At 68.4% G+C, this 18,398-nt stretch carries 17 protein-coding genes and 4 pseudogenes; 14 read left to right on the top strand and 7 right to left on the bottom strand.

Annotated elements, in window-relative coordinates; genetic code table 11:
* The first annotated feature begins 510 nt into the window (after window positions 1–510).
* Together OHS82_RS00790 and OHS82_RS43320 are read left to right on the top strand one after the other, a co-directional pair.
* Window positions 511–978 (top strand): MarR family winged helix-turn-helix transcriptional regulator, encoded by a 468-nt coding sequence (locus tag OHS82_RS00790; protein WP_328432971.1) that lies wholly within the window; start codon window positions 511–513, stop codon window positions 976–978.
* A 182-nt stretch (window positions 979–1,160) separates the two neighbouring features.
* Window positions 1,161–1,346, top strand: a pseudogene (locus OHS82_RS43320) (IS5/IS1182 family transposase); the annotation flags it as partial.
* A gap of 47 nt (window positions 1,347–1,393) precedes the next feature.
* Here OHS82_RS43320 and OHS82_RS00780 read toward each other — a convergent pair.
* On the bottom strand, window positions 1,394–2,365 hold the full coding sequence (locus OHS82_RS00780) for a GlxA family transcriptional regulator (protein ID WP_328432970.1): 972 nt from the start codon (window positions 2,363–2,365) through the stop codon (window positions 1,394–1,396).
* Window positions 2,366–2,491: 126 nt separating this feature from the next.
* Between OHS82_RS00780 and OHS82_RS00775 the strand changes: the two genes are divergently transcribed.
* The 3 genes from OHS82_RS00775 to OHS82_RS00765 all read left to right on the top strand — a co-directional run bounded on the left by OHS82_RS00775 (window position 2,492) and on the right by OHS82_RS00765 (window position 4,274).
* A complete protein-coding gene (locus tag OHS82_RS00775) occupies window positions 2,492–3,478 on the top strand; it encodes an NADP-dependent oxidoreductase (RefSeq protein WP_328432969.1) in 987 nt (328 codons plus the stop codon).
* Window positions 3,479–3,783: 305 nt separating this feature from the next.
* Window positions 3,784–4,005 carry a hypothetical protein gene (locus OHS82_RS00770; RefSeq protein ID WP_328432968.1) on the top strand — a complete coding sequence of 74 codons (222 nt, stop codon included), beginning with the start codon at window positions 3,784–3,786 and terminating at the stop codon, window positions 4,003–4,005.
* 146 nt (window positions 4,006–4,151) lie between these two features.
* Window positions 4,152–4,274, top strand: a complete 123-nt coding sequence (locus tag OHS82_RS00765; RefSeq protein WP_443041115.1) for a hypothetical protein — start codon at window positions 4,152–4,154, stop codon at window positions 4,272–4,274.
* A gap of 267 nt (window positions 4,275–4,541) precedes the next feature.
* Here the strand turns inward: OHS82_RS00765 and OHS82_RS00760 are convergent, their stop codons facing one another.
* On the bottom strand, window positions 4,542–5,009 hold the full coding sequence (locus OHS82_RS00760; protein ID WP_328432967.1) for a MarR family winged helix-turn-helix transcriptional regulator: 468 nt from the start codon (window positions 5,007–5,009) through the stop codon (window positions 4,542–4,544).
* 102 nt (window positions 5,010–5,111) lie between these two features.
* On the opposite strand from OHS82_RS00760, the gene OHS82_RS00755 reads away from it, so the two are divergent.
* The 4 genes and pseudogenes from OHS82_RS00755 to OHS82_RS00740 all read left to right on the top strand — a co-directional run bounded on the left by OHS82_RS00755 (window position 5,112) and on the right by OHS82_RS00740 (window position 10,580).
* Window positions 5,112–6,338 carry an amidohydrolase family protein gene (locus OHS82_RS00755; protein ID WP_328432966.1) on the top strand — a complete coding sequence of 409 codons (1,227 nt, stop codon included), beginning with the start codon at window positions 5,112–5,114 and terminating at the stop codon, window positions 6,336–6,338.
* A gap of 119 nt (window positions 6,339–6,457) precedes the next feature.
* A pseudogene (locus OHS82_RS00750) lies at window positions 6,458–7,230 on the top strand (DDE-type integrase/transposase/recombinase); the annotation flags it as partial.
* A gap of 352 nt (window positions 7,231–7,582) precedes the next feature.
* Window positions 7,583–8,572 carry a magnesium and cobalt transport protein CorA gene (locus OHS82_RS00745; RefSeq protein ID WP_328432965.1) on the top strand — a complete coding sequence of 330 codons (990 nt, stop codon included), beginning with the start codon at window positions 7,583–7,585 and terminating at the stop codon, window positions 8,570–8,572.
* 700 nt (window positions 8,573–9,272) lie between these two features.
* Window positions 9,273–10,580, top strand: a complete 1,308-nt coding sequence (locus tag OHS82_RS00740; protein ID WP_328432964.1) for a PP2C family protein-serine/threonine phosphatase — start codon at window positions 9,273–9,275, stop codon at window positions 10,578–10,580.
* Between the two features lie 666 nt (window positions 10,581–11,246).
* On the opposite strand, the gene OHS82_RS00735 is transcribed toward OHS82_RS00740, so the two are convergent.
* Window positions 11,247–11,480, bottom strand: a complete 234-nt coding sequence (locus OHS82_RS00735; RefSeq protein WP_328432963.1) for a hypothetical protein — start codon at window positions 11,478–11,480, stop codon at window positions 11,247–11,249.
* Window positions 11,481–11,968: 488 nt separating this feature from the next.
* Here OHS82_RS00735 and OHS82_RS00730 point away from each other — a divergent pair, with 488 nt between their 5' ends.
* Window positions 11,969–12,187 carry a hypothetical protein gene (locus OHS82_RS00730; RefSeq protein WP_328432962.1) on the top strand — a complete coding sequence of 73 codons (219 nt, stop codon included), beginning with the start codon at window positions 11,969–11,971 and terminating at the stop codon, window positions 12,185–12,187.
* A 441-nt stretch (window positions 12,188–12,628) separates the two neighbouring features.
* A complete protein-coding gene (locus OHS82_RS00725) occupies window positions 12,629–12,832 on the top strand; it encodes a hypothetical protein (RefSeq protein WP_328432961.1) in 204 nt (67 codons plus the stop codon).
* Window positions 12,833–13,004: 172 nt separating this feature from the next.
* On the opposite strand, the gene OHS82_RS00720 is transcribed toward OHS82_RS00725, so the two are convergent.
* Window positions 13,005–13,496: a hypothetical protein gene (locus tag OHS82_RS00720; RefSeq protein ID WP_328432960.1), complete on the bottom strand. Its 492-nt coding sequence runs from the start codon at window positions 13,494–13,496 to the stop codon at window positions 13,005–13,007.
* Window positions 13,497–13,810: 314 nt separating this feature from the next.
* Here OHS82_RS00720 and OHS82_RS00715 point away from each other — a divergent pair, with 314 nt between their 5' ends.
* A complete protein-coding gene (locus tag OHS82_RS00715; protein WP_328432959.1) occupies window positions 13,811–14,119 on the top strand; it encodes a hypothetical protein in 309 nt (102 codons plus the stop codon).
* Between the two features lie 72 nt (window positions 14,120–14,191).
* Here OHS82_RS00715 and OHS82_RS00710 read toward each other — a convergent pair.
* A pseudogene (locus tag OHS82_RS00710) lies at window positions 14,192–15,230 on the bottom strand (transposase); the annotation flags it as partial.
* 1,351 nt (window positions 15,231–16,581) lie between these two features.
* Between OHS82_RS00710 and OHS82_RS00705 the strand changes: the two are divergent.
* Entirely contained in the window at window positions 16,582–16,917 is a 336-nt protein-coding gene (locus tag OHS82_RS00705) for a helix-turn-helix domain-containing protein (RefSeq protein ID WP_328432958.1), read from the top strand.
* Between the two features lie 60 nt (window positions 16,918–16,977).
* Here OHS82_RS00705 and OHS82_RS00700 read toward each other — a convergent pair whose 3' ends face one another.
* Entirely contained in the window at window positions 16,978–17,109 is a 132-nt protein-coding gene (locus tag OHS82_RS00700) for a hypothetical protein (protein WP_328432957.1), read from the bottom strand.
* A 99-nt stretch (window positions 17,110–17,208) separates the two neighbouring features.
* Between OHS82_RS00700 and OHS82_RS00695 the strand changes: the two genes are divergently transcribed.
* Window positions 17,209–17,799, top strand: coding sequence for an alpha/beta hydrolase (locus tag OHS82_RS00695; protein WP_328432956.1), 591 nt, complete (start codon window positions 17,209–17,211; stop codon window positions 17,797–17,799).
* Window positions 17,800–17,834: 35 nt separating this feature from the next.
* Here OHS82_RS00695 and OHS82_RS00690 read toward each other — a convergent pair.
* Window positions 17,835–18,380: pseudogene (locus OHS82_RS00690) on the bottom strand (ATP-binding protein); the annotation flags it as partial.
* Between the last annotated feature and the right edge of the window lie 18 nt (window positions 18,381–18,398).

The following is an 18,398-nucleotide window of genomic DNA, read 5'->3' as shown; positions in this document are numbered from 1 at the left end:
CCCTGGTGAAGCACAGTCCGCCCTCAGTGTCGGCGATGTCCGGGTCCACGGGGTCGGGCTGCAGGCGCCAGCCGTCCGCCTTGGCGGTGGTGCGGTAGAAGTCGACGACCTCCTGCCGGGAGCCGGGGAGGCATGGATACGTTCGGCGTACAGCCAGGCGCCGCCGCTGTCGTCGACGCATTCCGCGTACACCGAGGCAAGGTTCTTCGGGGCGGCCGCCCCCCTTCGGGACGGATTCCAGGATCGGTGGGAGCGCAGGTCCTTCAGCCGCGCCGCGGTGTCGTCACAGGTGTTGAACGGCGAGAGCGCGGAGCAGCAGGTCGGTCCGGCGGCGAGAAGGGCGGTGGCCAGGAGCAGTGCAGAGCTGCGGACCAGAGGCAAGGTTCCTTTTTTCCCGCCCCACGCCCGGAGGTCACCTGCTTGATCTCAACTGCACTTGAGGTCATACGGTCCCCCCATGACCTGCACGGTGTGCGGGCTCCACGCTGAAGCACCTTGAGGGGATACCCCATGACGACCCAGCAGTTCTCCGACATCGATCTCGCCGGACAGCCCGCCGCGTACTGGACCGGTGTCGCCTACGAGGCGCTCATCGCGTATACCCGGGCCCAGCAGGCCGAAAAGGGCTACACCCAACCCCAGTTCTGGCTGCTGCGCAACTTGTCGGCGAATGACATCTCGCCCGACGGCGGGGGGATGACCTTGCCCGAGTTGCGAGAGGTCATGTCTTCCTACATCCGTCCCGAGGACGACCTGGCGGCAGAGGCCGAGGGGCTCCTTGAACGTGGCTGGCTGACCCAGGACACCAATGACCGGCTGTGGCTCACCCCAGAAGGGGAGCAGGCCCGCGTCGACCTGGCCCGCAACGCCCCCGCGATCCGATCCGCCCTCCACGAGGGCATCGACGATGCGGACTACGTCACCACGGTGAAGGTGCTCCAGCGGCTGATCCGCAACGCGGGCGGGACGGTTGCCTGATGGACCGCAAGCCCGGAGCGAAGCGTCCCGGGCCGGATAATCAAACCGATCTTGGCGGGACAGCCTTAGACACCTGCGCGGCGCGCGTCTTCGGCCTCCATGCCAATATCGAGTAGGCGCGGTTCTCAAACGCGATCTCACAGTCGAATTCACGGATATCGATTACATCGAATCCGGATTGTCGGGGGTCACGCGGCGGACGGCCTCCGGGCTTCGACACGGCTCGATACAAAGCCCGGAAAACGGTGGGGCGGGCGGTGAACAAGCTGAAGCCGTTCAGGGCCGTCGCCACGCGGTATGACAAGCGCGGTTACGTCTACCTGGGCACTGTGATGGCAGCTGCGCTTCTGATCTGGTTGCGGAGCTGAACGTCAGGGCCTCAGAAAGCGCATAGCTGAGCCATGCGAACCGTCGGTCAGCCAGCTGCCTGTTGAGGGCGAAAGGTGCGGCGGTACGCCTGCGGGCTGACACCGATGGTGGCGTGGAGGTGTTGGCGCAGGGAGGCGCCTGTGCCGAATCCAGCCCGGTGGGCGACCAGGTCGACCGGCCAGTCGGTGGTCTCCAGGAAGTGGCGCGCGAGGTCGACGCGTTGCCGGGTCAGCCACTGTCCGGGCGTGGTGCCGACCTCGTCGCGGAAGCGGCGGCTGAAGGTGCGCACGCTCGTGTTGGTGTGGGCGGCGAGGTCGGCCAGCGTGAGCGGTTCGGCCAGGTGTTGCATGGCCCATGCCCGGGCGGCGGCCGTGCTGCCGCTGGACGGATCGGGGACGGGGCGCTGGATGTACTGGGCCTGGCCACCGTCGCGCCACGGCGGTACGACGCAGGAGCGGGCGACCTCGTTGGCGATGTGGCTGCCATGGTCGCGGCGGACGAGGTGCAGACACAGGTCGATGCCGGCCGCCACTCCCGCGGAGGTGAGGACATCGCCGTCGTCAACGTAGAGGACGGCGGGGTCGATGCGGGTGCTGGTGAACATCCGCTGTAGTCGGTCGGCTTCGCGCCAGTGAGTGGTGGCGGAACGGCCGTCGAGCAGGCCGGCGGCGGCCAGGACATAGGCGCCGGTGCAGATCGCGACGATCCTCGTTCCGGGGCGGATGGCGGCCAGGGCGCGACGTAGCGGGCCGGGCAGACGGCCCTCTTCCCGGATCGGTCCCAGTCGGTGAGAGGGCGGGACGACGATGGTGTCGACGGTGGCCAGCAGAGAGGCGTCGTGGGAAACGGAGAGGTCGTAGTCGCCCTCGGTGCGCACGGAACCGCCGTCCAGGCTGCAGGTGGCTACGGAGTACAGCGGGTTGCCGTCCCTGTCGCGGGCGGCGTTGAAGACACGGGCGGGGATGCCGAGCTCGAAGGGGACGACGCCGTCCAAGGCCAGAACGCCAACACGATGCATGGCCAGATCCTTTCAGTACATGGCCATCACGCCACCACCGGGGTCGCTGTCGACCAGCCAGTCTTGGGCCGTGCCGGGATCGCCGGCACGAGAACCCGATACGCCCCCCGGAGAAGGAACCCCTTCATGCCCCAGCCCATCACCGCCCCTTCGACCATGCGCGCCGTGTCCCAGGACAGGGCCGGAGCCCCCAACGTCCTCAAGGTCATCGAGACCGAGCGACCGGAGCCGGGCCGGGGCGAGATCCTGGTCCGTGTGCGCGCGGCGGGCGTGAACCCCGCCGACTGGAAGACCCGCGAGCGCGGCGTGTTCGCCACCGGAGCGACGCCTCCCTTCACCCTTGGCTTCGACGTGGCCGGAGCCGTCGAGGCCGTCGGCGCCGGCGTGACGATCTTCCATCCCGGCGACGAGGTGTTCGGGATGCCTCGATTCCCGCACCCGGCGGGCGCGTATGCCGAGTACGTCACGGCACCAGCCCGCCACTTCGCCCCGCGCCCACGCGGCCTCGACCCCATCCAGGCTGGTGCCATGCCGCTGGCCGCGCTCACCGCCTGGCAGGCCCTGGTCGACACCGCTCATGTCCAGCCGGGGCAGCGCGTGTTGATCCACGCCGCGGCCGGCGGTGTCGGTCACCTGACCGTGCAGATCGCCAAGGCCCTTGGCGCGTACGTCATCGCCACCGCCAGCGCCGCCAAGCACGACCTGCTGCGCACGCTCGGTGCCGACGAGCTCATCGACTACCGTACCCAGGACGTCGCCGGCACCGTCCGCGACGTCGATGTCGCCCTCGACAGCATCGGCGGACCCAACTGGACACGCTCCCTGCGCACCCTGCGCCGGGGCGGCATCCTCATCTCCCTGCTGCCGCCGGACCACACCTTCCCCATCCGGCAGGCTGAGAAAGCCGGAGTACAAGCCGTGTTCATGCTCGTCGAACCTGACCAGCAGGGGCTGCGCGAGATCAGCACCCTGGTCGAGGACGGCCGCCTGCGGGTGATCGTCGACGCGGCATTCCCCCTCGAACGAGCTGCTCAGGCACACGCGTTGGGTGAAACCGGCCGCACCACCGGGAAGATCGTCCTGACAGTCGCATCTGACCCCGAGCAACCCTGAGGATCTCTCCCAGAGCGTGCCGGGAACGGCGATCTGCTGATCGGGGAGACACTGCCCTAGAAGCTAAAGCGCGGCGTCCACCGCTCGGTTCAGGCCCTTGAACGCGACATCCGAGGCTGGCTCGCCGACTGGAACGAGCACCCCAGACCGTTCGTCTGGACGAAGTCCGCCGACGAGATCTTCGACAAAGTCGCCGCCTACTGCCGACGAATCTCTGACTCAGATCACTAGGAGCTGTCCGGCCGATCATTGGTCGGTGCGCACGGTCGGCGGTGGTTGTCTGCGCGGTCCCATAACCTGCGCCCATGACCACCGAGCAGTACCTCTCGACGATTGACGCGTTGGCCGTGCAGCCGTTCCCGGAGGTGACCTATGTCGACGCCTCTGGGGGAGGTGGCCCAGAGCATCATGTGCGCGAACTGCTGGTCAGTCAGGACTTCTGGGATGACGACGACGGGCAGGCCTGGGTTGAGGCAGAAGCCGAACTGCAGGCCTGCCTCGATTGGGCAGGCGTCCCAGCAGCATGATCGCCTAATCGAAAGTGGTGCCGGGCCTCAACAGCCTAGAGGTCTCAGTAGACCCGGCTGGCCGGAGGCATCGCAGCCTGATGCTCGAGCGTCGAGAAGCATCCGCTCCACCGAGACGCCCTTAACCCCGGATTAGGCTCCGTTCAGTGGAGACCTTCTGGATCATCGTCATGGCCGTCCTGTGGGGTGCGGGCGCAGGCCTGCTCATACCGCGCGCCGTGCCGGCTCTCCGTGCCGCCCGAGGAGCCGTGGCGGGCAACGTCTCCTGACGGACACCCCCTCGCGGGGATCGCCGGCGGTTGGCTGGGGCGGGCCCGGTGCACCGGTGGCGACTCCTGCGCCCCCAGCGCTTCCCCTCATCGCCGCCATCAGCTTCGGCCTGGTCACTTCTCTGAACTAGGTGTATTGACCACGAGCGTTGTTGACAGTGATCCAGGGCTGGTTTCGTCTACTTTTCGCGATCCTGCGCCAGGGTGTTGACTCGGCGGGCGGCGTAGCGGGCATCGTCGCCACCGTTCTCTGCGATCCAGTTCGCGTCAATCCTCGCTGCGACGGATCAGCCGGGCAGACCAGGCGCTGGCGTCCCGGCTGTAGCGGATGAGGTACTGGGCGAACTGGGTGCGCTCGGTCGGCTCCCATGCGGCGGTGATGTGTTCAAAGGTCTCGCGCTGCTCAGAGGCGAAGCGGTGGCGCTCGGTTTCGCCGGCCTGCGTGAGTTCAAGGACAGTGCGTCGGCCGTCTGCCTGGGATGCGGCTCGCCGCAGCAGCCCGTCGGCAATGCAGGCGGCAATGGTGCGGCTGGCGACGGGCTGGGTGACGCCCATCTCGGTGGCGATGCCCCCCACCGTCATCTCGCCGGGCGCATCCGCGACCACGTTCAGGACGAGGTTGCGGGTCAGATCCCCGCGCCCGCCCGGGGCGCGCCGCCGCAGTCGCGACAGGGCAGGTCCGACCTGATCGAAGAGGCCCTTGCCGGTCTCCGGAGGTGTTGACGAACTGCTCATGCCGCCATTCTAGGGAGTTTCGAACGGCACGCATAACCATGCCGCCATGCATGTGTATAGCGTTAGGTATACATTGGGAGTACTCCAGGATCGAGGTAAGCCATGTCCATAACCGCTATCACCGGTGCCCGGGTCTTCGACGGCGAGAAGACGCTGGGGGTGACCACCGTGCTCATCGAGGGCGGACGGATCGCCAGCATCGGCGGCAATGCCCCAGGAGGGGCCGAGATCGTCGACGGTAGTGGCGCCACGCTGCTCCCGGGCCTGATCGACGCCCACGTCCACACCAGCCGGGACGCGTTGGCGTTGGCGCTGCGGTTCGGTGTGACGACCGAGCTGGAGATGCAGGGCACCAATACGCGGGACAACCGGGCCCACATCAGCGAGGACGACGCCGTTGCCGACGTGCGTTCCTCCGGTTTCGGCATCACCCCTCCGGGCGGCCACCCCAGCGAACTGTTCCCCGAGGGCTTCCGTCCCGGCCCGCCCGCAGGCGCGAAGCCGACCGGACCGCCGCCGCTCATGCCGTTCTCCGCCACCCCCGAAGAAGCGGTTGCCTTCATCCCGCAGCTGATCGAGCGCGGCTCGGACTACATCAAGTTTATGGTTGACGACGGCAGTATCGAAGGACACCCCGGCCTGCCAATGCTCGACCAGGCCACTTTGAACGCCGGCGTGGCCGAGGCCAAGAAGCACGGCATGCTCACCATCGCCCACACTCTGACCGCGGATGCCACCCGCATGGCCATCGAAGCGGGCATCGACGGCATGGCCCACCTCTTCATGGACCAGCCCCACACCGACGAGATCATCGAGTTGATCACGAGTGCTGGAGTGTTCGTCGCTCCCTGCGTCGTCCTGAACGCTTCCATGATGGGCATCACCGGCAGCGACCTCGCCGACGACCCGCGCGTCGCCTCCCGCCTTGATGCCGACTGGGACAAAGCCCTGCGCTCCGCCTTCGGCCACTACCCCCAGGGCAAGATCGAAGACGTCCTGGCCACCGTCAAGGCCCTCGCCGACGCGGGCGTGGACCTGCTGGCCGGCACCGACGTCTCCTTGCCCCTGCCCTTCCTGGGCGGCCTCGCCCACGGCGCCAGCGTCCACCACGAACTGCAGTACCTGGTCCGAGCCGGTCTCACCCCCGCCCAGGCCCTCCGCGCGGCCACCGCCACCACCGCCCGCCGCTTCGGCCTCGAAGACCGCGGCCGCATCGCCGAAGGCATGCGCGCCGACCTCCTCCTCGTTGACGGCGACCCCACCACCGCCATCTCCGACTCCCTCAACACCCGCGCCGTCTGGCGCCGCGGCAGCCGCCTCGCGGCCTGATCTCACCTCCCTCACCCACCCCCACAGGCCGCCGACCATCCGGTCGGCGGCCTCATACATGGCCACACTCCCCGCCTGAGTCAGACGGCTGATCAAGCCGCACCACAACAGACGTCTTCGTGTCTCACCCCCATGCCCGACTGACCGTCCACGGCAGACGACTCCTGGTCGACCGGGCCCGGGCCGGCAGACCCGTCGCCCACGTCGCTGATGAGATCGGCATCTCCCGCACCACCGCTCACAAATGGGTGCGCCGCTGGCGAGCCGAGATCCCCGCCGACGTCGAGGAACAGGTCTGTGCGCTGCGGCGCAAGCGGAAACTCGGTCCGGCCCGGATCGGCCCGATCCTGGGAATACCCGCCTCAACGGTTCACCGTGTCCTGACGCGCCTCACGGCCTGAACCGGCTGCGCTGGATGGATCGGCCCACGGGCCAAGTGATCCGTCGCTACGAACGCGAACGGCCCGGCGAGCTCGTCCACGCCGACATCAAGAAGCTCGGCAACATCCCCGACGGCGGTGGCCAGTGGATCATGCCCCGGCAGCAAGCCCTCGCTAACCGGCAGGCCACCACCGGTGTACGCAAGGGCGGCAGTCCCGTGATCCGCTCCAGCCTCATCCACACCGCCATCGACGACCACTCCCGACTCGCCTACAGCGAGGTCCTGACCAACGAACGCAAGGAGACCGCCACAGCGTTCTGGCGACGCGCGAACGCCTTCTTCAAGGCACACGGCATCAACGTCGAACGCCTCCTCACCGACAACGGCTCCTTCTACAGGTCCAGGCTGTTCGGGCAAACTCTGGGCGCCGCAGGCATCGTCCACAAACGCACCCGGCCGTACCGACCGCAGACGAACGGCGAGGTAGGGCGCCTAAAACGCACCCTGCTCGCCGGGCCTCGGGGAAGACGATCGGCCCCGCCGTGATCCCGGCGGTGGCTCGGTTTCGCGGATGCGGACAGCGGTCGTTCCCGCTCGGCAGCATTTGAGCACGTCGGCGCGTCCGGCGCTCCACCTCAGGAACGGGCCCCACCTCCTCGGGCATGGGCAGTAGCAGCACAGCGCCGGCGATCACAGCGGACGATCCCCCCGGTCGGCGATACCTTGGCCGGGTTCCACTCGTGCTCTGGCAAGCAGCCCTCCCGTGCGAAGGTCTGGGGACCACCGGGGCGGACAGCTGCTCGCAGCCAGCCGTGGCACTTCCAAAAGCATGGAATGCTGCTGCGGAAGCATCCGTTAGGGCATGGAATGCGTGATCTACCAACTGCACACGGGGGCCTGCGAGCGGATCGACTGCCAGCAGGCGGACGCAGGATGCCAGGCCGTCCTGGACCGTCTGGCGGTGCTGAAGCCGGAGGAATTCGCCTGGGTCCGTATGGACGAACCCCGGCCGGAGGAACTTCAGCGGCTGGGCGAGTATGTGGAACTGCATCCGTTGGCCGTCGAGGACGCGGTGCAGGCTCACCAGCGGCCGAAGCAGGAGCGCTACGGCGACGTGCTGGCGGTGGCGGTGAAGACGCTGTGGTTCGTCGAGCAGACCGCGGATGTGGAAACCGGTGAGGTGATGATCTTCCTCGGTCCGTCGTTCGCGCTGACCGTGCGGCACGGCGCGAACGATCCCACCGCGGAGGCCGCCCGCCGCCTCGAGGAACAGCCTCACATGCGAGAGCTCGGACCCGTCAGTGTCCTGCACGCAGTGACCGATGTGATCGTCGACGCCTACGCCGAAGCCGCCGCCCAGGTCCGCACGGACCTGACACAGCTGGAACGGTGCGTGTTCTCACCCGCCCGTGATGACCTGACGGAGCAGATCTACTCGCTCAAACGGGAGGTGGTGGAGTTCGGGGACGCCGTCGGGCCGCTGCTCCCGGTCGTGCAGCCGTTCACGACGGCGCGGGAGGAATGGCCTCGGCAGGTGGTGCCGTACTTCCGTGACGTTGCCGACCACCTCACCCGCACCGACACCGAGGTCCGCGCCCTGGACGACCTGCTCGCCTCCGTTCTCGACGCCCATCTCGCGAAGGTGGGCACCTGGCAGAACGACGACATGCGGCGCATCAGCGCGTGGGCGGCCATCCTCGCCATCCCCACCATGGTCGCCGGGATCTACGGCATGAACTTCGCCCACGTGCCCGAACTCGACTGGCGCTACGGCTACCCCGGCGTGCTCGCCCTGATGGCTTTGGGGTCGGGCCTGCTGTACCGGGCGTTCCGCCGCAACGGCTGGCTATGACACCGAACCACGTCAGGCGCCGACCGCCCGCTCCGCACTTCGGCCGCCACCACGCAGGGGAGGCGCACCTGCACGACGGGTCTGCGAGGCCGGCTAACTGGTCGGGCGCAGCCGGTAGAAGGGAACCGAACCGGTGGTACCCGCCCGGCAGCGGAAGAGCAGCGGCACAACATGTGGGGCGCCAGGTGCAGACTGGCTGGCCTGACCGTGCAGAGTTCAGATGGCGCCGCCCTTTCCGCTTGTTCGGGGTGGTCGCAGTCGACTCGGGGAAGTTCGACCACGGCCACCCCGACGCCGGCATGCGGGGCGAGGCCACACCCACAGGCGCCGCCTCCGCCTTCCCCCACCACGCGACGGCATGCCGCCCCATACGGCTGACGATCCCAGACCCAGCCTCGACGATCGGCTTTCTCGTGGAGCCGACGAACGTGGCAGCGCCGCCCAGACGCCGTGCGCAAGACCATCCAAAAGCCCGGCAGTTGCAGGGTTGTGCAGCCGCTCTTGCTGCGCCGAGGTGATCAGGCTTTTGCTCTCCTGTAACTATGGTCAGAAAAGGTGCCAGCGGTCATCTGCGGCGCCGCCCGGGTGAGGGCTCCCGGTTCCCCCGACCCCGGAAGACGGTCGTCACACCGCCACTGAGCCCACCAGCAGTCCTGACAACAGACCTCCATAGAGGGAGATCTGGCGGGAAGGAGGGAGCATGGACGATTTCGAGGTGGACCAGGTGGTCCAGCGGGCTCTGGACCGGCTGACGCTGCTGGCGGAGACGACCACCGCCATGACCAGCACGCTCGACTCCTATGCCGCGGTGCAACGGGTGTGCCGGATCCTGGTGCCCCAGTTGGCGGACTGGTGCGCGGTCGACCTCCTCGACGACGACGGCCGCCCCCGCCGGGTCAGCGTCGTCCACCGCGATCCCGGCATACTGCCAGTAGGCGGCTTGTCCGGGCCGCTGCCCGCCATTCCGGAAGACCCCAGCGACCCGCTGTCACGCGTGCTCATCGGCGCCGGCCCCTTGCTGCTGACCGCAGCCGACATCTCCAGCCCCGACAAGGCCGCAGACCCGCTGCACGCCCGTCAGCTCGAGCTGTTCGAGCAGCTCGGCGCCCACACTGCCGTGGTCGCCCCGGTACGCGCCCGCCGGCAAGTCCTCGGCGCCCTGACCATCGGCCGCTCCGCCGACCGCGCACCCCTCACCCACGACGACCTCGCCATGGTGGAAGACCTGACCCACCGCATCGCCCTGGGCGTGGACAACGCCCGGCTGCACCGCGAGCCCCAGCACATCGCCGAACGCCTCCAGCGCTCCCTCCTGCCCAGCCTCCCCAAGATCGGCCCACTGCAGATGGCCGCCCGCTACACACCCGCCGCCACCACCGCCGAAGTCGGCGGCGACTGGTATGACAGCTTCCCCCTACCCGACGGCAGCACCACCATGATCATCGGTGACGTCACCGGCCACGACCTGCGTGCCGCGATCACCATGAGCCAGCTGCGCAACATGCTGCGCGGCATCGGCTGCGACCGCCAAGACGCTCCCGGACACATCCTGCGCCGCCTCGATGTCGCTCACCACTCCCTCTATCCCCACGCCACAGCCACCTGCCTCTACGCCCTCCTCGACCAGGACGACAACGGCTGGACGATCTCCTACTCCAGCGCCGGGCACCCGCCACCCCTGCTGATCACCCACGAAGGCGACACCCACTACCTCAAAGGCGGACGCGGTCTCCTCCTAGGCGTCGACCCCGACCTCCCACGCCATCACGCCACCCAAACCCTGCTCGCCCGCTCCACCGTGCTCATGTACACCGACGGCCTCATCGAACGCCGCGGTGAAGACCTCACGCACGGCATGACCCGTCTACGACAGCACGCCGCCGCCCTCGCCCGCGAAGACCTCGACACCTTCTGCGACGAACTGCTCGCCGGTCTGAGCACCGACCACACCGACGACATCGCCCTCCTCGTCGCGCGAACACCCGCCCGATCACAGCAACTCAGTTAGCCCGTGACCAGGCCGAGCCAGAGAGCGCCCGATCAGATGGCTCGAGGCGTGGAGGACACCCTTCGCACGCCGGCCTGCCCGCGGCCAGGGCACGATGCCGGGCGAATTGGTCAGGGCGGCGTAGAGATCGTCATAGCGGTCTCCCGGAGCGTCGAAGCGGGGCGGGAGCTCCTGGACGACCCTGACGACGCTGCCACCGGACTGGTCTCGCCGGCGGTGTAGTGGCGAACCGCGGGGAGGTGGGAACGTAGATGCCCACGCGCAGCAGGAAGGACCCTGGGGGGAAACCCCAGAGCCCTTCTGTGTCCGGACAGGTCAGCCGGTGGTCCGTACGCCTTTCCAACCGGGCCCCCGAGTCCGCGTCCACGCGGACGCCTTGAGCCCGGCGCGGGCACTTCGGCGACGTCCTCGATGGCGGAGTCGGCGGCGGTGCGGCGGTTGCGGCCAGCACCGCGGCGAGACCTCGCGGCGACCTCCGGGGCGATCGCCGCGAGGGCCTCGGCGAGCATGTCAATTGCATCGGCCGCGTCCTCGACGGCGCTCCAACTCCCCGCCGCGACCGCGTCTGAGGGCCTCGAACCCGGTTCTGGCTCCTCCGGACAGCGTGGCTCCCTCGTCGGCGGCCCGGCCGAGTGATCACGCTCCGGACCCGGCGTCAGCGTGGGCTCAGAACTTGATACAGACCGGGCCCTCGTTGACGTTGATCAGACCGTACTGCTGGACGAAGGAGTTGCAGGAGAGGGTGCTCTGGCCCTCGCCGTCGTCGTACGTCCTGCCGGTGCTCTGGGCGCCGGCTTCTGCGGAGCCGAAGTCGATGCACACGGGGCCCTGGTTGACGTTGATCAGGCCCACCTGAGAGGTGAAGTCGTTGCATCGCGCGTCCAGCACCTGCTGGACCACGTCGTCTCCGGAACCTTCGCCGGCCGAAGCCACGCCGGAACCAGCCAGAACCGCGGCGGCAGCCAGCACAGTGGCCGCAACAGCCGTACGTATACCCATCATGGTCTTTCTCCAGACTGTGGGGGACATGAACAGTGATCACTCCAGCAACATCTGGAGATAGCCGCACGCTGGGCTGCGCCATCTGGGCCACCATCTGGTCGGTGGACGACCCACACCGCGACCGACCTGATGGCGTGGGCGTCCGAGCAGCTGCTCACACACGAGGACTGGCGCCGCGACCTGCCGCTGCTCGCCGCCGTCAGCCCGGCAGCGGGAGCTGCTTCGATTGGGTCCGCAGCAGCCGATGACATGATCCGATTCCTTCGGGGCAGGCGAGGCGTGTGTTGTCCGTCCGTCTCCAGCTCGTTGGACGGGTATGTCATGCCCTGAAGCTGGCGGGCTTCCATGTCGTCGATCAGGGGGGCGACGCCGCGCCGGGGCAGAGGGTGAGCGAGGCGCCCGGAGGCGTGCTGGTGAGCTGGACGATGTCGCACGGGTTCACGGCGCTGGCAGCACATCAGCGTGGGGCGTCCCGCGACGGGATGCGGGTGGCGGTGCAGGCCGCGGTGGCGGGCCTGCTGGTCCAGCGGGGGCACACGGTGGTGGAGACGCCGGAGGGGAACGGCATCGTGGTGCTGGCGGACGGGCCGGCGGCCGGTGTGTGATCGCCTGTCCGAGATCTCACCCGGTCACAGCTGACGGCCGGCAGCGTCCCGCCGGGGTCGTCGGCCAGCACGATCGCCGTGGTGATCCGCTTGCCCACCGGTTCGCGGTGGATGGCGAAGCTCTGGCCGTAAGGCGTGCGATTGGTTCAGGAAAGGGCGCATGCCACGGCTCCGACCGCGAGGAGCAGGTCGAACGCAGGGCTGGGCCAACGTCTTGATCGCCGTGTGGGCGTGCTGCTTGTCCTCGGCGTTGTGGATGTCCTGGATGGCCTTCGTCGAGCCGTCGGCGCGTCCCCTGACCAGGGTGAGCACGCAGGCTTGGGCTCCTCCGGGCGGACGTTGAGGTGGATGCCGTCGACCCAGACGTACACCCGCAGCCCACCCGTCAGAGCATCCACCGCTCATCCGCCCAGCCCTGAGTCATCCTGCCTTCCAGCATCAGTGGCTCGGGCACGGCTGCTGCCCGACGGGGACGACGGCGGTTCCGGCGACGAGCGCGCGGCGGCTCTCAGCGTCTGGGCCACCACCCCGCCCAACCGCACGCCGGGGTTCTGCCTCACCGACGGCCGTGACCGCGCGGGCGCCTACGCGAATGCCGTCGCCGACCAACTCCCTTGCACGCAGGTGACCGTACCGACGACGTAAATCGAAGCGGACCAGGAGAAGGAGGAGGCGGAGGGGTCGGAGCGGCGCCGCGGGGACTCGGCGGAACCGTGGATTGCGATCGCCTTGTCGCCGACCATCGGCCCATCCGTTGCCGTCACTGCCCTGGTTCGGAATCCATCAGAGCGTCCCCGGCCCCGCCCCGAGCCGTCGATCAGAACCCGGAAGGCGCCCCGATGTTCGTGCTGATCTTGCCGTGCTGGGAGTGCGACCCGTAGGCGACCCTGATGAAGATGTTGGAGCTGCGGCCGTTCAGCGTGGCGGTCTTCGTCGTCCAGACACCGTCGCACTCGCTGAACGAGGCGCTCTTCCCCGAGTCGGATGCGATCGCGTTCGCCTTGGCACACACACCGTCGGTGTCGTCGTCGAGCAGCTGGAACTTCACGGTCTGCCAGTACACGTTGTCGTGGATGTTCTTGCCCCAGGTGACCGTGCAGTTCCTGGTCCTGGCGTGGACCGTGCCGCCGCTGTCCGACACGTACAGCGATGCACAGTCGACGGTCCTGGTGCGGTCGCCGGTGTCCGCGGAGGCCATTGTCGGCACGACGGCCGCACCGACCAACGACACGGTCAACGCCAGACCGGAGACGGCCGCGAGCCTCGGCCGTGACGGGCGGGGCGAGGATACGGACGAGGAAGCGGACATGAAAGTCCCCTTTCTGGAATCACTGATTACTGGGATCACCACGAAGGCCATGCCCGCGCGGGCTCTCAGAGGTCGCGCGGCACATACGTGCATCGTGCGGCCAGGACCTTGCGGAAACCTTGTGGCACGCGTGCCGCTCCCGGTACGGCGCCCAATGGCATCACTGACCTCGTGTGCCTGTACCGGCAAACGGTGGCTCAACGGAGCGAGGCCCGGCGGAGGACCGTCTTCGACTCCGACAGAGCTCGACTCGAACGGAAGGAATCCCCGTGCCCGCTATCCGCCTTCCCTGGCGACCGACCACGCCGCGGCTCATGGCCGTGACAGTCGCGGCCCTGCTCGGGCTTGTCGGCTGGTACCTGTTCTCGGGCCGAGGCGCAGGGCTGCTGCCCCAGGACAGCTGGGGACCGTGGCAAGAGAAGCGGGTGCACCACTGGTCGGTATGGGTGCGGGTCAACTCCTGGAGTGACGCCGCCGAAGCGGACGGGCACTACGGCAAGGCGGACGACTTCACGCTGAAGGCCTACGGCACCTCGGCCACCGCCACGACCGCGATGGAAGGCGTCCGCTTCACCCTGGCACCCGACGGCGAGCTCACTGTTGACGGGCCGCGCGCAAGCTGAGCGACGTGTCGACGCCGATGTCACAGAAAGGCTCCAGATCAGCGGATATGAAACAGCTTCTCAACTTGTTCTTTATGGTCTGAGTCGGTTTCGTTCGGTGATGCTCTCGGGTCGTTTCACGGTTTTGCCCACGTCGTAGCGGGTGGCGGGCCGCCGGTTCTTCGAGCCAAGTGTCCTGCCAGGGCCTGGGGTTGCGGGTTTCGGTGCACGGGCCGGGCAGTGCAGGTGCGGGCGGAGGTTCCGAAACCCCCGGCGGACTCGGGCCGGGGTGAGCCGGCCCTGCTCGGGCTTCTCCCACGGCCGCCGCAAGTCGGCGGCGGCCTCGCGCAGAAGGCGGATCTGGGTGTGCGCGGCGATGATCAGCCAGGTCCAGCGCTCGCCGGCGCCTCGGGGGTTCGCAGCTTCGGACGGGTCCACCCGAGAGTCTGTTTCATCAGCCTGAAGAGGTGCTCGATGTCGAACCTCTTCAGGAACGCCTGCCAACGCACGTCGACGTCCTCGCCGCTCAGGCCCGTGACGGACGACCAGAGCCAGAGCGGGAGCGGGTCTCCGCCGCCGGGAAGGCGGTCGACCTGGAGGCGGATCAGGGTGCCTTCGATGAGGGGGAGTCGCCGGTGTGGTCGATCCAGGCGGAGCGGGTGGTCAGGCGGGGGTGGATGTGGTCCCAGGCCATCGCGCGGGCGGTGCCGTACCGGTCGGTGACCTGCAGCGTGGCTGCGTCCGGCTCGCCCCAGGTCGCCGGCTTGGCGAAGCGGAGCTCCTTGCCGTGCTTCGGCGGTCGGCCGCCCTGGGGATAGGCCAGGGCGTACTCCTTGGGGGAGGGCGTCGGCCGTCGCATGACGCGGTCGAAGCGCATCCGTCCCAGAACCTCGATGGGGAGGCCGTCGAGGAAATGAGCCATGCGCGGGGCGTCGTAGCCGGCGTCGAAGACGATGAGGATGTCGCGGTCGCCGAGGTGCCAGCGGCCCATCTCGATCAGGTCCGTGACCACCCGGCGGAGCTGGGCGGCGGTGACCTCCGCGACGTCATCCTCGGGCCCGAGACGGACAGCATCCAGCAGCTGGCACCAGGACCTCCGGCCCGACTCAAGGGCGGCGACGAACGAGTACGGCGGCACCATCCCAGCCACGTCCGACGGCCTCCAGGGACCCGGTGTGGGGCTGCTCCGGCCCGGTCCCGGGGAGGTCCTGACCATCTCCCAGCCCCACCGGCACGCTCCCGGCGCCAAGACTACGGCCCGGCGCCCCGGCCCGCACGGTACCGGCCGCCCTGTTCAGCGACCCGCTGTCCGCCGCCGCACTCCCGCTGCCCGCCTCCCGCCGGCCGGCCCGGCCGCCGCTGGAGACACTGACCTGGCAGGCACCGCCCGCCGAGAGGCAGGAGGACGCCTCATGACGTCGGCCGAACTCATCCTCGCCGGGCCCGGCAGCGGCCCGGCCGTTCGGCGTCGGTGCCGCGCCGGACATCGTCTCCGCCGCCGGCGAGCGGATCTCGGCCTCCGCCGCCCGCACTCTCCCACGTCGTCCCGCGTACCTCCCGCAACGCCCGGGCCACCCGCTGGCCTTCGTACGCACTGTGCGCCACCTACGACTGGGCGGAGAACGGGCCGAACGCGGTCCTGTCCTACCTGTCCGACCTCGGCGACCGCGGCCACCCCGCGACCTCGATCGAGGCACACTTCAGCACCCTGCGCGCGGCGCGCCATCCAGAACGCGCCGCTGTCGGAGGGGCCAGGGGTCTGCTTGTTCGCCTTGGTTCGTGATCGACTACCTCGCGGCCGGACCCGCGAAAATCTGTGTTGGCTGGAGTAGACATTGGGTGTCGGGCCGGTTATGGTTTCTGTCGTAGACGAGATCGTGAAGGGCCCGGCAGAGATGAACTGCCGGGCAGCAGTACGCAGGACGGTGCGGCGGTGGAGTTCCGAAGCCAGGGTTGTCGCAGGACGGCGACGGGACTGACGGCCGGACCGGGCGGCCCGCAGTGATCAGGGGCCGCCATGAGCAGGACCGCAGTACAAAGCAGTGCAGTTTTCCAGTGGTTCCCCGGTAAAGGCGTCTGACTGCGGGCGCGCGTACCGGGAGGTTCGGCAGTGGGGTTCTAAGCCAGAGCAGATGCAGGACGGGCGACGGGGCTGGCTGCCGGAGAGTGGCGCTTGTTCCAGGCCACCAGCAGGACCGCAGTACCGGTTTGGCAAGTGAAAGATCAGAGGAAAAGGACGGAGGAGCCGAGCGCCATCAGGATCGCCCGGACAAGTAGTGGGTCCGGGTACCGCAGGACATCGATAGTGAGGTGGTCTCCGGTCACGCATCCGCGATCCCCGCATCCCCGGCAGTGCTCAGGCCGGGCGCGCGGTAACAGAAGGCCGGCGAATTACTAGGGCCGGCAGATGGTGTAGTCGTTCCTTCGGGGCCCTGGTGCGATATGGCACCAGGGCCCCTCCACGTGTTCCACAGAGAGGTGCAATGACAGCAGACGATTCCTTCGGGCGTCTCGATGACGACGACTACCCCGCCTACACCATGGGCCGGGCCGCCGAGATGCTCGGCACCACCCAGGGCTTCCTGCGCGCCGTCGGCGAAGCCCGCCTCATCACCCCGCTGCGCTCCGCAGGCGGACACCGCCGCTACTCCCGCTACCAACTGCGCATCGCCGCCCGCGCCCGCGAACTCGTCGACCACGGCACCCCCATCGAGGCCGCCTGCCGCATCATCATCCTCGAAGACCAACTCGAGGAAGCCCAGCGCATCAACGCCGAACGCCGCCGCGCAGCCGAAGCGTCCACACCACCCGCGGCCTGAGGCACAGCGCGGTCATCGCCTCAGATGACAGACAGGGTGTACGGGCGGGCAGCGCGTGCGTCAGCTGTCATGGTTCGCAAGGTTCCCCATCGCCCACACCTCGGACGTCAGATCGTCCCTTCCCAGGTCACGCCACGGCCCGGCCAGCTTCGCCGCGTCGGGGCAGTGGTGCAGGGCGTTGTCGACGGTCAAACAATTACCCAGGGCTCATGGTCACGTAATTCAGGTGGTGGTTGTGGCGGCGTTCGAGCACCGGGAGTCAGGTGATCTACTGACTAGTAGTCTGCGGCCATGTCTGATCCCGCCCCCTTCGCCATGCCCACCCGTTTCGACGGAGGCCGAGATCGTGTCGCGGTTGTCGTTCCAGGTGTCGGCTACTCGCCTGCCCGCCCGTTGCTGCACTTCGCCCGGAGCGTCCTGCTCCAGCACGGCTGGACGGTCCAGGAGCTGTGGTGGCAGATCCCCGATGGGTTTGCGCAGTTCACGGTGGACGATCGGATCGCATGGGTGGAACGGCAGGTCGCCGGGGCCATCGAAGCAGAGGCGGGGGCTTGTCGGCTCGTCGTCGGCAAGTCCTTGGGCTCCCTCGCCTGCGGCATCACAGCCGACAGCAACATCCCGGCAGCCTGGCTCACCCCGGTTCTGACCAACAACCACGTTGCCGCGGCTCTCCGGCGAACCATGGAGCCGACTCTCCTCATCGGCGGAAGTGCCGACAAGCTCTGGGATTCACGAATTGCTGCGTCTCTGCGACACGACGTCCTGGAAGTGCCCTTGGCGGACCATGGCCTGGAGCTTGTGGACGATGCCGCAGGATCGGTTGACGTCCTGCGGCAAGTCGTCTCTCGGCTGGACCGCTTCATCGGCTCGCTCGACAGCTGAGGGCATGTAGCACGATCGTCTCGGGGGAGTTCCGATCAGCAGCTGGCGGTGGTGTCCGGTTTGCCGGTGGGGCCCTTTGGTCGCTTGTTGGGGCGGTAGCTGGGGCCGTTCATGATGACCTGGTGGCTGGAGTTGATCAGCCGGTCCAGCAGGGACTCGGCGACGACCGGGTTGGGGAAGAGGGGATACCAGTCGCTGGGCGCCCTGTTGCTGGTGATGATCAGGGACCGGCCCTGTCGTTCGGAGACGAGTTCGTAGAGGTCGTCGGCTTGGGATGCGGACAGCTGGCGCATGGCGAAGTCGTCGAGGATGAGCAGGTCGGGGCGGATGAGTTCGCGGATGCGTCGGTTCCAGGTGCGGTCCGCGTGGCCGCCGGCTAGCTCGGCGAGGATGCGGCTGGTCTTGGCGAAGCGGGCGTTGGCGCCCTGACGGACGGCTTGGTGGCCGAGGGCGTGGGCAACGTGTGTCTTGCCGACGCCGACAGGCCTGAACAGAATGACGGACTCGCCGGAGTGGAGCCAGCAAAGGGCGGCCAGGTCGAGGATCTGGGTGGCCGGCAGCTTCGGGGAGGCGTTGAAATCTATGTTCCGACGCCCAGC

The sequence above is a fragment of the Streptomyces sp. NBC_00425 genome, from assembly GCF_036030735.1.
Classification (GTDB): domain Bacteria; phylum Actinomycetota; class Actinomycetes; order Streptomycetales; family Streptomycetaceae; genus Streptomyces.
Note: the sequence above shows the minus strand (reverse complement) of the source record. Positions and strands in the feature narration are given on the sequence as shown.